Genomic DNA, 13,091 nt, shown 5'->3' on the forward strand with positions numbered 1-13,091 from the left:
GCCGGTGGTTTTTTAATGACAGTTAAAGAGATTGTGGTAATAGGTGCGGGGGCGGGAGGGCTTATGGCGGCAGGCCGGGCGGCTGAGTGCGGCGGTAAAGTAATCCTGCTGGAAAAGACCGAACAGCCGGGCAAGAAAATGCTTATTTCGGGGCAGGGCAGGTGCAATATTTCCAACAGCCGGGATATTGCCGAATTTATCACCGCTTTCGGCCCTAACGGGCGGTTTTTATACAGCGCCTTCAGCCGTTTTTTCCGGCAGGAGCTGGTGGATTTGCTGGCACGTTACGGGGTGGAAACCAAAACCGAACGTGGCGGGCGGCTTTTCCCTGTTTCGGACAAAGCTCATGACGTGGTGGCGGCCTTAACTGAATATGCCTCCGGCGCGGCCTTGGTAAGCGGGCAGAAGGTCAGCCAGATACTGGTAAGTGAGGGGCGGGTAGTGGGGGTCAAAACCGAAAAGGAGACCTTCAGGGCGGATGCGGCGGTGATTGCCACCGGGGGTGCGTCCTATCCCGGTACCGGCTCTTCGGGAGACGGTTTCCGTTTGGCGGAAGCGCTGGGGCATACTATTGTGAAACTCCGTCCGGCTCTGGTGCCTCTGGTGGTGAAAGAGATAGATTTGGCAAAGAGCATGCAGGGGGTGGCCCTGAAAAATATCCGCCTGACGGCCTACCGCTGTGAAGCGGATAAAATACCTGCGGATTTGACCCTGCAGGACTGGGGGCGGGGTATTGCGGGCAAAAAACCGCCCAAAGCGGTGATTGAAAGCCGCATGGGTGAGCTTATGATTACCCACTTCGGGCTGGGCGGGCCTTTGACCATGCTGATGGGTCTGCCGGTTGCCGAGGCACTGGAGCAAGGGGCGGTGAGTGTGGCCATAGATTTAAAACCGGCACTTTCGCTGGATAAACTGCGTCTTCGCCTCCAGCGGGACTTTGATACTTTCGGCAAACGCAGTTTTCAAAACCTGCTCTCAGAGCTTTTGCCCCAGAAGATGATAAGGCCGTTTGTAGACCTGACCGGCATAGACCCGTTCAAATGCGGCGGCCAGATAACGGCGGCTGAACGAGAAGTTATCTTGGCAAACCTGAAATGCCTGCGGTTCAATATTACTTCCACTTTGCCTTTAAGTGCGGCGGTGGTGACTGCCGGCGGGGTAGACCTGAAGGAGATAAACCCGCGGACTATGGAGTCTAAACTGGTAAAAGGGCTTTATTTCTGCGGGGAGGTTATGGATATAGATGCGGATACCGGCGGTTATAACCTTCAGGCGGCTTTTTCCACCGGCTATCTGGCAGGTGAATCAGCGGCGGGGGCTTAGCGGGAATGGCCGGGCGGGGTAATAGCCTGCTCTTTGTTTTACCCCTTCTTTGGCTGTCTGCCGGATATAGAACATCCGCTTGAGATAAATACGTACAATTACTAATACCGTATAGAGCCTGTAAAACGCATAATGAATATCCGGTGCAGTTGCCAGGGTTTTTCAGCATATGATATGTCCTGCCATACCGGGAGGAATGAAAGTGAGCATGCAAATATCTTTTAATCTGGATATCATAAATAAATGCGTCTGCCATAAATGTCCCGTTCAGAACCAGAGTGAATGTGTCCGCACCCAAATGGCCGGGCTGAAAACCAGCTTTAGGGAAATACCCCTCAATCCCCATAAAATACCCAAGGCATATTGCCTTAACGGGAAGTCTGTCTGCAAAGGAATTGACCGCAGCAAACCGTGTATCTGCGGCAGCTGCGAAATATATGCCAAACACCAGCTGTCCGAAGCTGAACCGGGCGGCTTCTACTGTATTGAGGGCAAGTCTGCTTAGGATAATCAAATACAGGCTTTTTTATATGCCTCCGCCTGCCGCTTATGCTATTTCACCGGGTTTCATTTAGTAGTAATATATTTCTTATACAGGCGGATGCCTTACAGATAAAAGATTTGCCGCCGTTTTAAGCAGTCTGTTTGCACACTGAGTGCCGTATTAGTCCGGATAGGAGGTATTTGTCGTATATGGAAAAAGTTACGGGTAAAAATGCCGGGGAGATTAAACTTTATGCTCTCAGCACCTGCGGCTGGTGCCGCCTGACCCGCCAGCTTCTGGCTGAACTGGGAGTGGCTTATGAATTTGAATATGTTGATTTGCTTACCGGGTCTGAGAGGGATAAAGCGGTAACAGAGCTTAGCGCCCTTAACCCGTCAAAATCTTTTCCCACTATGCTGATAGGGGGAAGCAAAGTGATAATAGGCTATAAGGAAGCCGAAATACGGGAGGCTCTGAAAGCATGAGTCAGCAGCTTCCCGAACCAGCCGAAGATTTAGCCCTGTTCCAGCTGCGCCTAAGAAGTGAAGCTGAGGCTTCGGGTTATCACCTGAACCCGGATAACGCTTTTGTCAAAATGCTGGCAGAGGGCTTGCTGGCCAACCGCCAGCGTTATGGTTATCAGTCCTGCCCCTGCCGTTTGGCAGAGGGTAACCGGAAAGCTGATTTGGATATTATTTGCCCGTGTGATTACCGTGATGCAGATATAAACGAATTTGGCAGCTGCTACTGTGCGCTCTACGTTGACAGCCAAATTGCCAAAGGTGAAAAAAAGCCTCAGCCGGTTCCGGAACGCCGCCATGCACCCAAAACCCTGCCAAAAGCAAAAACTGCCCAGGCACCTGCTAGTCTTGCATATCCTGTCTGGCGCTGCCGGGTCTGCGGGTATCTGTGCGGGCGTGATGAAGCCCCTGACCAGTGCCCTATCTGCAAAGCAGACAAAGAGCGCTTTGAGCTCTTTATGCAATAAAACCCAAAAGTCCAAAAGGCTTGCCTCTATGTGCCGCTTAGTCTATTATAGTGTCAATTACTGTGCTTATGGGGCAGGCCTTTCGGGATGAATTTTTTACGCCGGTATGATTTTTATCTGCTGATACTGTTTATAGGGTTAGGTGTGCTGGCCTTTAACGGTGGCTGGGTACTGCCTTTGCGGCTGTTATTTGGCCTGCCGCTGGTCCTGATAGTGCCGGGTTATGCCCTGGCATCAGTCCTGTACCCCTCTAAGCTTAGCCTCAGCCGCTCATCACGGCTTATGGTGAGTTTGGCACTCAGTCTGTCAGTCTCCATGCTGGCCGGGCTGGTTTTAAACTATACGGCCGGGCTAAATCAGGAAAGTGTTTTCTATACGCTTGGCGGCTTCAGCCTTGTTTTCTGTCTGGCGGCTATTGCCCGAAGGCAGCACCTGCCGCCAGATGAAAAGCCCGGCCTGATACTGGTTCCGCCTGATACCAAAAAACAAACGCCGAAAAGCACCGCCCAGGTCTTTTTAAATGTGCTTCTGGCGGTTTGCCTGCTGGGGGCGGGGGGCTTTGCCGTTCAGCGTCTGGTTCAAGCTTATTCACCGGCTGAGTTTACCCAGTTTTATCTGCTGGGAATAGATGATACCGCCGAAAATTTTCCGGAGCTGTTTATTCTAAGTAACGGGCAGGTGTCCGCTGTTAAGTATGGCAACCAGCCTGCTGTGGAAGCTGACTTAGCCCGCCTTAAACTGGTCATCTCCAATAACGGCCAGTCAGGTACACTCTACCGGGTGGAGGCCTTTATTAACGGGCAACTGTATATATTTTCCCTGGCAGACGGCGGGGAATTTGATGGTTTGGTGGATGTGGCGGCGGGTGCGGCCGAATCACTTGAGCTTTATTTTGCCCCGCCCGAAGCCGGAGATAACCAGATACTGGAAATCTGGCTTTATGCGGGTGAAGAAGCTGTTTTTTCTCAGCCGCTAAAGCTGGTGTTCAGTGCGGCTTAGGCTAAATCTTTTCATTTAAGAGCTTTGTGTAAACTTCTTTCAGGCGGTTAATTACTTCCGGCCAGCTGCACATTTCCGCCTTGGTGCGGGTCTTTACCGGTGTCCCCTGAGTATAGGCCTGAAAGGCCTTTAAAAATTCAAAATCATCTTGGGCATAGTATAGTCCGTCTCCCTCAGGAAACATTTCCGGCAGCGCCCCGAAGGGGGTGGTTATAACCGGCAGATTGGCCGCCATGGCTTCCAGCACCGACAGAGGCATTTCGCTGGAAAAAATCTGGTAATTGGCATCTTCTTCCGGCAGCATGGGGTAAATATAACAATCTGCCAGAGCATATAAATCTGCAATATTGGGGCGGAAACTGGTCAGAATCATGCAGCCGCTTTTCCTCAGGCTTTCCAGCAGTGTCCGGTTGAAAATACCCGGATTTGACACGGCCATGATCACCTGGGTATCCGGGTTTTGCAGCCGCCTCAGCAAGTCCACTCCCCGACCGGCCCGTACAGGCCCTACGTGAAGCAGCAGGAGCTTATTTGGGGGCAGGCAATACCGCCGGCGGAGTTCGGCCTTGGTTTCAGGGGAAACCGGCCTGAAATTAGTCATATCCACCCCATTCGGCAAGATAACGGTTTTTACCCCGCACTCCCCGAAAAAACCGGCACTTTTTTGGGATAAACAGATGGCCAGGTCCGGCTTTACATAAGAAAGCATATTCCTGACGGTGCGGGTTTTAACAGGCTGTTGGGCGGAAATAACCGTTTTGGCACGGGGGGCAGACAGTTTGGCCATTTTCAGGCGGAAAAGTTCGGCGGGATCCGGCTTTCCCAGCAAATGGATTATATCCGGCTGGAAACGGCGGATGCGGTTTAAACTGCGGGGGCGGGTAAAGTGTTCCCTGGGACAGGGCAGCAGGGATATCCCCTTTTCTTTAGAGAGAGAATCAGCCAGCTGGGCCGCCATCTTGTAGATGCTGCGGTCAGGGCAGGTTTTAAAGTCACCTATCAGGCAGATTTTTATCATATTAGGCTCTCTTAAATATCCGGAGCTTAGTGTAAGCCACTTTTGGCTGTTCGTCAAAGCATTTTTGATTGCGAAGCTGAGAGAAGTTTGGGTAATTGCCAGATATGCCAAATGACCATGACAAAGCGTAATATTTAGGCAAAAACTATTGACAAATGGCACCTGATGGTCTTATTATAGTGACAATAAGCGAAAAACAGGGTACAAATGAACCAAAAGGCTGTATTTATTGACCGTGACGGCACAATTGTAGAAGACGTGCCGTATTGCAATTCCCCTAGAAAGATACGCTTGCTGGAAGGGGCGGGCAAAGCTATTAGACGATTGAATGACCAGGGCTTCCTGGTCATTTTGATTACAAACCAGTCCGGGGTTGCCAGAGGCTATTTTTCGGAAGAGACTTTAGGCGAAATCCACAACAAGCTCAAAGAAGATTTGGGCTATTTCGGTGCTCATTTGGATGATATTTTTTACTGTCCGCATCACCCTGCCCAGAGTTGCACCTGCCGTAAACCGGCCACCGGCCTTATTGACCAGGCAGTTGCAAAATACGGCCTGGATATCAGCGGTTCATACTTTATAGGTGACCGGCTGATAGATATTCAGGCGGCCAACCGTTCAGGCTGCCAGGCGGTGCTGGTGCCGTATACTTTGCCCGAAACAGATTATTTTAAGCTGGAAATTTCTGTTGACAGCCGCCCCTCTTTTCTGGCAGGTGATATTTCAGCCGCGGTGGATTGGGTGCTGGCGGATGCACTGGGCAAGGCGTCTGTTTCGGTAGTTATACCCACCCTGAATGAAGAAAAAAATATCTGCAGTGTTCTGCCCCGCTTAAGGTGCGTGCCGGGTATTGCCGAAGTTATTTTGGTGGACGGCAGGTCTACTGATAAAACTGTTGAAAATGCCCTGCGGCTATGGCCGGAAATAAAGGTCATAAATCAGCCTGGCCGGGGTAAGGGTGATGCCATGCGGGCGGGTTTTGAAGCTGCTTGCGGGGATATAGTGGTTACTCTGGATGCAGACGGGTCACTGGCTCCGGAGGAGATTCCCTGCTATGTGGGGCCTCTGTTTGACGGGTATCAGATGGTCAAAGGTTCGCGCTTCTGCCGGGGCGGTGGCACTTCGGATATGCCGCTCTTCCGCCGTTTTGGCAATTTTGTCTTTACCAAAATGGCTAATCTGGTGTGCGGCTGCCGTTATACAGACCTGGTTTACGGTTACCATGCCTTCCGCCGCCAGATACTGGGAAGCCTGTGTTTGAAAAGTGACGGGTTTGAGATAGATACCGAAATGTATATCCGGGCCACCCGCAAGGGCTTGAAAGTAAAGGAAGTACCCAGCTACGAAGCAAAAAGGCTGGAAGGGGCGGGTAAACTCCGCAGTTTCCATGATGGCGCCCGCATCTTGCGGACTATACTGCGGGAGAGCGTTAATGGCTGACCCGTTTATTTCGGTAGTGGTTTCAGCATACAGCATGGAGCGTTATACCGACCTGTTATCCCTCATAGACAGCCTTAAATCCCAGGCTTATACCAATTTTGAAGTAATACTGGTTATTGAAAAATCCAGCCAGCTTTTTTCCAACCTGAACCGCTGTCTTTCGCAGCACCCTTACAGCCGTAATTTCAAGCTCTTTTTCAATGACGGTCTGCCGGGGCTGGCCAGTGCCCGCAACCTGGGGGTGGAGAAGTCACAGGGGGAAATAATAGCTTTTATAGATGATGATGCGGCCGCTTCACCGGAGTGGCTTGGCTGTATCGCCTGCTGTTTTAGGGAGGATAAAAAAATCATAGGGCTTACCGGCCCGGCCTTGCCCTGGTGGGAACACCCCGGACTCAGCTGGTTTCCGGCGGAGTTTAACTGGGTCATAAGCACTATGCCCTGCCTTCCCCGCAGCCGCGGCTATATCAGAAACGCCTGGGGAACCAATATGGCTTTTCGGCGGCAGGCTTTCAGTAACGGGCAGGGCTTTGATACCGAACTGGGCGCTAAGGGCGGGGGTAAAAAGGGCAAGTCAGAACTGGTGGGTGAGGATACCGAATTTTGCCTGCGTATCTGCCGGCAAAGCGGCCTGAATATCCTTTACGCACCCGAAGTAAAAGTTATGCACCGGGTATACCGTTACCGGCTGAAGCCGGGTTTTATTGCCAAGAGGGCTTATTGGGAAGGGTATACCAAGGCGGTTTTTAAATACAGGCTGGGCAAAGAAACAAGCGGGGCAGGGGTTTTATCTGAAGAACTGGGTTTGCTTAGGCGGATTTTTCTCCGTCTGCTTCCCCTCAGCTTGCTAAATCTGCCTCTCAAACCCCGCCGGTCTGCTTTAACTATTCTGACCACCTTAAATATTCTGGGTTCTACCGGCTGGGGTTATATACGCGGAATGGCCTCAGCCAGATTTATATCAGTCAAGGAGGCGGTAAATGCCTGAAGTGTTAGTCACCGGCGGGTGCGGTTTTATCGGCAGTCATCTGGTAGATGCCCTGCTGTCACAGGGATTTAAGGTAAGGGTAATGGACAACCTTTCAAACGGTTCACTCGAAAACCTTAAGTGCGGCCAAAGGGATAAACTGGAAATAATAAACGGAAACCTTACGGACAAATTTCTGCTGGATTCAGCCGTAAAAGGCTGCGAAACGGTATTTCACCTGGCTGCCCATGCCAATGTCCAGAATAGCGCCAAAGATACCGGCATAGACCTTGAGAATAATACTCTGGCTACCCATAACCTGCTGGAAGCCATGCGCCGAAACCGGGTGGACAGGCTGGTATTTGCTTCCAGTGCGGCGGTGTACGGGGAGAGCGGTCTGACGGTACTGGATGAGGATTACGGGCCGCTTTTGCCTATTTCCCTGTATGGTGCCAGCAAACTGGCAGGCGAAGGGCTGATAAGTGCTTACAGCCATCTCTACGGGCTGAAAGCCACCATGTTCCGCTTTGCCAATATTGTGGGCAGCAGACGGCACAGCGGGGTGATATATGATTTTGTCAGCCGTCTTCGCCAGAACCCGTCCAGTCTGTTAGTGCTGGGTGACGGAAGCCAGAGCAAGCCTTATCTGCACGTTAGTGACTGTGTTGCCGGTATGTTGCTGGGGTTTGAAAAATCAACCAAAAATTTGGGTTTATATAATCTGGGTACGCCTGATTCGGTGGCAGTCAGGGATATTGCCTGTCTGGTCGCCTCGGAAATGGGGCTTAAGAATGTTTGCTACAGCTATAGCGGTGGGGAACGCGGCTGGCAGGGGGATGCCCCTCAGGTACGCTTTGATATCAGCCGTATCCGCACTTTGGGCTTTAAACCTAAGTTTACTTCACTTCAAGCCGTCAAACTGGCAATCAAAGAAACTCTGAAGGAGATTTGACTATGCAGGCGGTAATACTTTGCGGCGGTTTGGCTACCAGACTAAGACCCATAACTGAAAACATTCCCAAGTGTCTTTTGCCCATGGCCGGGCGTCCTTTTCTGCACCACCAGTTTCGCTTGCTGAAATCACAGGGCTTTGACCGGGTGGTTTTGTGCATAGGCCATCTGGGTGAAATGGTCAAAGATTGTTTCGGGTCGGGAGATGAATACGGCCTTAAGCTGGCCTACAGTCAGGAAACCGAAAAACTGCTGGGTACGGCCGGGGCTTTGAAAAATGCCGAAGATTACCTGGAAGAAGAGTTTTTTGTAATAAACGGGGATACCTATCTGGATATGGATTACCGGCAGGCCTGGCAGACCTATTCTCAAAATAATTGTGATGCCCTTATGACAGTTTATGATAACAGGCATGGGCGTATAAATGCCCGCAATGACGTGGCACTGGATGAAAATATGCTGGTCAGCTGTTATGAAAAAGACAGCCACCTGCCGGAACTGAAGTTTGTAAATGCCGGGGCTCTTATTCTCCGGAAGAGCCTGTTTGCCACCCTGGAAAAGGACAAACCTTATTCGCTGGAGAGGGCTATTCTGCCGGTGCTGGCTCACAACCAGCGGATGCTGGCCTATCCGGTAAAGGAATGTTTCTATGATGTGGGTACGGTAGAGGGCATATATACCTTTTGCAACTATCTGGAGAACCAGCCGGTATGATTATCAGCCGTACACCATTCCGGATAAGCTTTGCGGGGGGCGGCACAGACCTTAAGGCTTTTTATTCCCTTAAAGCAGGTGAGGTGGTAAGCACCGCCATAAATAAATACATGTATATTACGGTCAACAAACGTTTTGACAGCACTATCCGGGTCAGTTACTCGTCCACCGAAATAGTAAATACGGTTGATGAAATATGCCATCCCATTGTCAGGGAGGCGTTGAAACTTACCGGTATAAGCGGGGGGATAGAGATTGTCTCTATAGCGGATATACCTGCCGGTACCGGGCTGGGTTCGTCCAGCACTTTTACGGTCGGTCTGTTAAATGCCCTTTATGCTTATCAGGGTAAACTCCTTTCGGCTGAAGAACTGGCCAGACAGGCCTGCCGGATAGAGATAGACTGCCTGAAAGAGCCTATCGGCAAGCAGGACCAGTATATTGCCGCTTACGGGGGCATATGCTATTTCCGGTTTGAAGCTGACGAATATGTGGGGGTTTCACCCCTGCCGCTTAAGGCGGAGCTTAAAGCAAACTTAAATAAAAGTCTGCTCCTTTTCTATACCGGTTCTTGCCGTCAGGCAGGCAGTATTCTGGCTGAACAGCAGTCCAATACCACCCGCCCGGCTAATTTTAAGAATTTAACCTGCCTTACCAGACTGGCCGCTTCTTGCCGGGAGTGCCTTCTTGACCATGCTTTGCCGGAGGACATGGGGAATATTTTACATAAAGGATGGCTGGCCAAGAAGAATCTAAGCAGCGGTATTTCAAACCCGTATATAGACCAGTGTTACCAGTCTGCATTAAGTGCCGGTGCTTACGGGGGCAAGCTTTTGGGAGCGGGCGGGGGCGGCTTTTTGCTGGTCTGCGCCCCGCCCAAGAGCCATGATTCCGTACGCCGGGCGCTTTCAGATTTGCCGCAGGTGGATTTTGAGTTTGAACCTGAGGGCAGCAAGATAATTTATGTTTTGTAAATTTCAGAATGCAAATGGAGGTAAATTATGATTATCAGCAAGCCGGATGTTGCCAACGGCAAAGGGCACAAGCCCGAATTACCGGAAACCAGTCTTGTAAGCGATATGGACTGTTTGTTCCGTGAGTACCTGGGGGGTCTAAGCCATTGTCTGGAAGAGCTGGCTGCCCAGGATATCAGCGGGGTAGCGGAGCTGATTTATCAAGCTTATAGCCGCCGCCGCCAGATATTTATTGTGGGCAACGGGGGAAGCGCCTTTACTGCTTCGCATATGGCCCGTGATTTGCGGATAGGCACAGCCCTCCGGGGTAAACCCCGCCTGCGCACCTGCAGCCTGGCTGACAATGTGGCTTTTATCACTTCTCTGGCTAATGATGTTAATTATGAGTCTATCTTTACGGAGCAGCTTATCGGCCAGATAGAGCCGGGAGACGTGCTGATAGCTATCAGCTGTTCGGGCAATTCGGCCAATGTGGTACGGGCGGTGGAATACGCCAATGAATGCGGTGCCTCTACGGTGGGGCTGACCGGTTTCGGCGGGGGAAAGCTGCTTGAGCTTTGTGACCGCTGCATAGTCCTTTCCAGCTGTGATTACGGGCAGGTGGAAGATGTGCACCTGAGCCTTGGGCATATCTTTTCCTGTATGGTAAAGGCCCGCATAGAAAAAGAAACTGTCTAGTTCGGGGATTAGCCTTGGAAAATATAATGAGCCTTTCGGTAGTAATTTGTACCCGAAACAGTGCTTCTACTATAAAAGACTGTCTGGATTCGCTTATGCCTGCTTACCGCAGCAGTCTTATCCGGGAAATTATCATAGTGGACGCCCAAAGCACGGATGCAACCTGCCATATAGCCGGGGATTATCCGGTAAGGATATATTTTGAACCCGGCAAAGGGGTTTATTTCGGTTACCAGTATGCCCTGGGCATAGCTTCCGGGGAATACGTGCTTTTTCTGGACAGTGATGCCTATCTGGATAATACCAGCCTGACCAGCGTTCTTAATACATTTACCGACCCGGAAATAGGCTTGGTGGGTGTATATTCCTTCAGCCCGGACAAAAGCCGCCTGGGCAGGTGTGCCGGGCAGTGGTGGGACTACCACCGCATGCGTCTTTTAGCCCATTCCAGCTCTTCACTATTCGGGCGCTTGTATCACCGGGTAGTGGGTTTTGGGGCGGTCTATACCAGCGGCCCGTGTTTTATAGCCAGCCGCCAGTGTCTGGAAGCAACCGGCGGTTTTGCTCCCGAATTATACCTGTATTATCTGCACCCGAAACTGGCCTATCCCGGTGATATTATGCTTTCAAAACGGGCTGTTAATGCCGGGTACAAGGCGGTTTGGGCAAACTGCGGGCGGGTTGGGCATTACCCTCCGGCAAACGCCTTGGAATTATGGCGTCAGCGGGTCAATTGGGGGCGGGGTGATGCGGCTTATCTAAAGATATGCCGTACTGGTTTTACTAAAAGGGCTACGTGCGTGCTGTCACGTCTGGGTTCTCCCTTTATGGCTTTGTATCTGGCTTTCAGGTACTGCAACCCGGTTCATTTGTGGTATTTGCCGCTGGCTCAGCTGGCCTGGCTGGGCGGCTATTTTAATTTCAGGCTGAAAAGATGAAAAACGAAGCCCTTTTGCTTTCGTTTTCAAAGCTGTTTGGCATTTTGGCGCTGGTTTTGTGGGGTTTTAGCCTGGCGGGAAGCACTTTCAGCCCTGACACAGAAAATATACTTAAGCCGCCGCTGCTTCTTTTTGTCTTGGCGGTGGCATCTTTATGTATAGGGTCGGCATTTCTCTGGAAAATGCGCACCCCGCAAACCCGTTTATTGTGTTTATATACCTTTATAATGTTGATTATGCTCTGGCTCAGCCCGGTTATTCTGCAGTCCAGCCCGGTCTCTGCCCAGTGGACATATGGCATTTATTACCCCAATACCCAGTTTATCAGCCAGACCGGCGGTATAGACCCGGCCGCCTATACCTTTCATAACTGGCCGGGGTTTTTTATACTTGATTATAGTTTGTCTGCGGTATCTGGTACTTCCTGTCTGGATTTTCTGGCTTTTTACGGGCCTTTCCTTATGCAGATATTGATGTTTGTTCCGCTGTACTGTTTATTTAAGAATATTATCCCCAATCCCAATCACCGTTTTGCGGCTATCTGGGTGTTTTATCTGGCAAACTGGGTAGCCCAGATTTATTTTGTGCCTCAGGGGGTAGGGGTTTTCTTTTTGATTTGCCTTTTGGCCCTTATCACCAGCCCCGGTTTTTCCCTTGCCCAGGGAAATGCCGTTTCCCACCGGGTAGTGGTTATTCTGGTGCTGGCGGCACTTACGGTAACTCATTTGCTGACCTCGGTGGCAGCTTTGCTGTGTGTGGCGGCTTTAATCCTAAGCCGTCTGGTAAAGGGGTTTAATCTGGGTATTCTGGCAATAGTAATGGTGGGCTGCTGGACTATTTACGGGGCGGCCACTCAGTTTGATTCCCAATTGCCGGAGTTTGTTAACCGGGCTTTTGAGCTTGAAAACCTTTTCCAGTTCAGCTCCGCAGGCAGCGGTGGGGAAGCGGGAGCGGCATTCCTGCAAATATCTCAGGTAAGATTTATCTTTTCAGGCTTATTTGCCGGTCTGGCGGTTTTGGGGGTGCTTTTATCCCTCAAATACCGTCACCGTTTTGATTTCCCCCTGCTGGCTCTGGAAGGGGTGGCAGCGGTGATTTTATGCAGTATGCTTTACGGTTCGGAATTCTGGACGCGGGCATTTCTGTTTTCGCTGGTGCCCATTGCGTATTTTACGGTTAAACTGCTGCGTAACCGCCTGACTACCCTTATAATGGTGGCCGTTTTATTGGTGGCTATTCCCGGGCATCTGCTGGCTCACTACGGGGCAGTATCTGATATGGTCAGCCGTTTTGATGTATCTGCCTGGCAATACCTGGAAAACTATACTCAGCGGGGCTATATAAGCGGGGGTATCAGCTATATAAAACCTGACTATCTGAATCTTTCGCTGAAAAAACTAAACTGGCAGGATGGTTTGCTGGTCGGGCAGGACTATACAGGCCGTTATCCCCAGTACCTGCAAATAGGCAGGAGTACCGATGTGGACTGGGTTTATTACTATGGGGACAGCCAGCATGTGCCTGCTCTGGAAACTGTGCTTGAAGATTCGCCTGGGTATGGGCTTATCTACCAGAACCGGGAGATGAATATTTACTTTAATCAGGGGGCCAACTGAA

The 13,091-nt window shown here is 50.9% G+C and carries 14 protein-coding genes; 13 read left to right on the forward strand and 1 reads right to left on the reverse strand.

What is annotated here, in order from left to right; all coding sequences use genetic code 11:
* Positions 1 to 15 precede the first annotated feature (15 nt).
* From DET_RS01115 to DET_RS01135, 5 genes are all read left to right on the forward strand, one after another.
* Positions 16 to 1,323: an NAD(P)/FAD-dependent oxidoreductase gene (locus DET_RS01115; RefSeq protein ID WP_010935998.1), complete on the forward strand. Its 1,308-nt coding sequence runs from the start codon at positions 16 to 18 to the stop codon at positions 1,321 to 1,323.
* Positions 1,324 to 1,531: 208 nt separating this feature from the next.
* Positions 1,532 to 1,828 (forward strand): DUF2769 domain-containing protein, encoded by a 297-nt coding sequence (locus DET_RS01120; RefSeq protein ID WP_080505025.1) that lies wholly within the window; start codon positions 1,532 to 1,534, stop codon positions 1,826 to 1,828.
* A 188-nt stretch (positions 1,829 to 2,016) separates the two neighbouring features.
* Entirely contained in the window at positions 2,017 to 2,292 is a 276-nt protein-coding gene (locus DET_RS01125) for a glutaredoxin family protein (protein WP_010936001.1), read from the forward strand.
* A complete protein-coding gene (locus DET_RS01130) occupies positions 2,289 to 2,795 on the forward strand; it encodes a ferredoxin-thioredoxin reductase catalytic domain-containing protein (RefSeq protein WP_010936002.1) in 507 nt (168 codons plus the stop codon). Before DET_RS01125 ends, DET_RS01130 begins: the two co-directional genes overlap by 4 nt.
* 87 nt (positions 2,796 to 2,882) lie before the next feature.
* Positions 2,883 to 3,794: a DUF1616 domain-containing protein gene (locus DET_RS01135; RefSeq protein WP_010936003.1), complete on the forward strand. Its 912-nt coding sequence runs from the start codon at positions 2,883 to 2,885 to the stop codon at positions 3,792 to 3,794.
* 1 nt (position 3,795) lies between these two features.
* Here the strand turns inward: DET_RS01135 and DET_RS01140 are convergent, their stop codons facing one another.
* Complete coding sequence (locus DET_RS01140) at positions 3,796 to 4,812, reverse strand: glycosyltransferase family 4 protein (protein ID WP_041223308.1); 1,017 nt, start codon at positions 4,810 to 4,812, stop codon at positions 3,796 to 3,798.
* A gap of 207 nt (positions 4,813 to 5,019) precedes the next feature.
* Between DET_RS01140 and DET_RS01145 the strand changes: the two genes are divergently transcribed.
* From DET_RS01145 to DET_RS01180, 8 genes are read left to right on the forward strand one after another with little or no spacing between them, the layout of a single operon-like run.
* Complete coding sequence (locus DET_RS01145; RefSeq protein WP_010936005.1) at positions 5,020 to 6,252, forward strand: HAD-IIIA family hydrolase; 1,233 nt, start codon at positions 5,020 to 5,022, stop codon at positions 6,250 to 6,252.
* Positions 6,245 to 7,240 carry a glycosyltransferase family 2 protein gene (locus DET_RS01150; protein ID WP_010936006.1) on the forward strand — a complete coding sequence of 332 codons (996 nt, stop codon included), beginning with the start codon at positions 6,245 to 6,247 and terminating at the stop codon, positions 7,238 to 7,240. Before DET_RS01145 ends, DET_RS01150 begins: the two co-directional genes overlap by 8 nt.
* Positions 7,233 to 8,171: an NAD-dependent epimerase/dehydratase family protein gene (locus tag DET_RS01155; protein WP_010936007.1), complete on the forward strand. Its 939-nt coding sequence runs from the start codon at positions 7,233 to 7,235 to the stop codon at positions 8,169 to 8,171. The genes DET_RS01150 and DET_RS01155 overlap by 8 nt, the downstream gene beginning before the upstream one ends.
* A 2-nt stretch (positions 8,172 to 8,173) precedes the next feature.
* Positions 8,174 to 8,884, forward strand: a complete 711-nt coding sequence (locus DET_RS01160; protein WP_010936008.1) for a nucleotidyltransferase family protein — start codon at positions 8,174 to 8,176, stop codon at positions 8,882 to 8,884.
* Complete coding sequence (locus DET_RS01165) at positions 8,881 to 9,858, forward strand: GHMP kinase (RefSeq protein WP_010936009.1); 978 nt, start codon at positions 8,881 to 8,883, stop codon at positions 9,856 to 9,858. The genes DET_RS01160 and DET_RS01165 overlap by 4 nt, the downstream gene beginning before the upstream one ends.
* Before the next feature lie 27 nt (positions 9,859 to 9,885).
* Positions 9,886 to 10,536: an SIS domain-containing protein gene (locus tag DET_RS01170; protein ID WP_010936010.1), complete on the forward strand. Its 651-nt coding sequence runs from the start codon at positions 9,886 to 9,888 to the stop codon at positions 10,534 to 10,536.
* 14 nt (positions 10,537 to 10,550) lie between these two features.
* A complete protein-coding gene (locus DET_RS01175) occupies positions 10,551 to 11,474 on the forward strand; it encodes a glycosyltransferase (protein WP_234943827.1) in 924 nt (307 codons plus the stop codon).
* Positions 11,471 to 13,090 carry a hypothetical protein gene (locus DET_RS01180; RefSeq protein WP_010936012.1) on the forward strand — a complete coding sequence of 540 codons (1,620 nt, stop codon included), beginning with the start codon at positions 11,471 to 11,473 and terminating at the stop codon, positions 13,088 to 13,090. The genes DET_RS01175 and DET_RS01180 overlap by 4 nt, the downstream gene beginning before the upstream one ends.
* Position 13,091: the final 1 nt, after the last annotated feature.

The organism is Dehalococcoides mccartyi 195 (genome assembly GCF_000011905.1).
GTDB lineage: Bacteria > Chloroflexota > Dehalococcoidia > Dehalococcoidales > Dehalococcoidaceae > Dehalococcoides > Dehalococcoides mccartyi.

What these genes read in the sequence shown, in the direction of transcription:
- DET_RS01145 (WP_010936005.1), top strand. Translation starts at nt 5,020, where the DNA reads ATGAACCAAAAGGCTGTATTTATTGACCGTGACGGCACAATTGTAGAA.
- DET_RS01125 (WP_010936001.1), top strand. Translation starts at nt 2,017, where the DNA reads ATGGAAAAAGTTACGGGTAAAAATGCCGGGGAGATTAAACTTTATGCT.
- DET_RS01180 (WP_010936012.1), top strand. Translation starts at nt 11,471, where the DNA reads ATGAAAAACGAAGCCCTTTTGCTTTCGTTTTCAAAGCTGTTTGGCATT.
- DET_RS01150 (WP_010936006.1), top strand. Translation starts at nt 6,245, where the DNA reads ATGGCTGACCCGTTTATTTCGGTAGTGGTTTCAGCATACAGCATGGAG.
- DET_RS01130 (WP_010936002.1), top strand. Translation starts at nt 2,289, where the DNA reads ATGAGTCAGCAGCTTCCCGAACCAGCCGAAGATTTAGCCCTGTTCCAG.
- DET_RS01135 (WP_010936003.1), top strand. Translation starts at nt 2,883, where the DNA reads ATGAATTTTTTACGCCGGTATGATTTTTATCTGCTGATACTGTTTATA.
- DET_RS01170 (WP_010936010.1), top strand. Translation starts at nt 9,886, where the DNA reads ATGATTATCAGCAAGCCGGATGTTGCCAACGGCAAAGGGCACAAGCCC.
- DET_RS01160 (WP_010936008.1), top strand. Translation starts at nt 8,174, where the DNA reads ATGCAGGCGGTAATACTTTGCGGCGGTTTGGCTACCAGACTAAGACCC.
- DET_RS01120 (WP_080505025.1), top strand. Translation starts at nt 1,532, where the DNA reads ATGCAAATATCTTTTAATCTGGATATCATAAATAAATGCGTCTGCCAT.
- DET_RS01155 (WP_010936007.1), top strand. Translation starts at nt 7,233, where the DNA reads ATGCCTGAAGTGTTAGTCACCGGCGGGTGCGGTTTTATCGGCAGTCAT.
- DET_RS01140 (WP_041223308.1), bottom strand. Translation starts at nt 4,812, where the DNA reads ATGATAAAAATCTGCCTGATAGGTGACTTTAAAACCTGCCCTGACCGC.
- DET_RS01165 (WP_010936009.1), top strand. Translation starts at nt 8,881, where the DNA reads ATGATTATCAGCCGTACACCATTCCGGATAAGCTTTGCGGGGGGCGGC.
- DET_RS01115 (WP_010935998.1), top strand. Translation starts at nt 16, where the DNA reads ATGACAGTTAAAGAGATTGTGGTAATAGGTGCGGGGGCGGGAGGGCTT.